Annotated in this window: 1 pseudogene; it reads right to left on the reverse strand. The window is 65.7% G+C overall.

Annotated features, from left to right (window positions below):
• Positions 1–49: 49 nt before the first annotated feature.
• A pseudogene (locus SB822_RS55395) lies at positions 50–370 on the reverse strand (metallophosphoesterase); the annotation flags it as partial.

Here is a 370-nt window from a genome sequence, read left to right on the forward strand (position 1 = left end):
GGTGTTCGAACTCAGCCAGGTCGGCTGACACGCGTCGAGCAACGCGCGATCAGGGCAGCGCCAACGCCGCCGCGCCTTCCGCGCGCGCTTCTTCGACGGAAATGGACCAGCGCCGCAGCGCCCTCGGCTCGACCAAAGTCAGCCTGCCGCCAGGCCCAAACGCGCCGGTATCGACGAACACCTGCGAGCCGATCTGCTTGATGTCGCGCATCGGCGTATGGCCGCAGTAAGTGAGCGACAAACCGCGTTGCCGTTGCGGATCGCCGTTGCCCATCGCGAGTTCGCGTCCCCACAGCATTTGCTGGCGCGTGTCGGAAGAGAAATTGCCGGCGTCGAGTTCGGCGTCGGTGCCGAAAAATTCGGCGTGCAG

The sequence above is a fragment of the Paraburkholderia sp. SIMBA_054 genome (genome assembly GCF_046534875.1).
In the GTDB taxonomy this organism is placed as follows: Bacteria; Pseudomonadota; Gammaproteobacteria; order Burkholderiales; family Burkholderiaceae; genus Paraburkholderia; species Paraburkholderia hospita.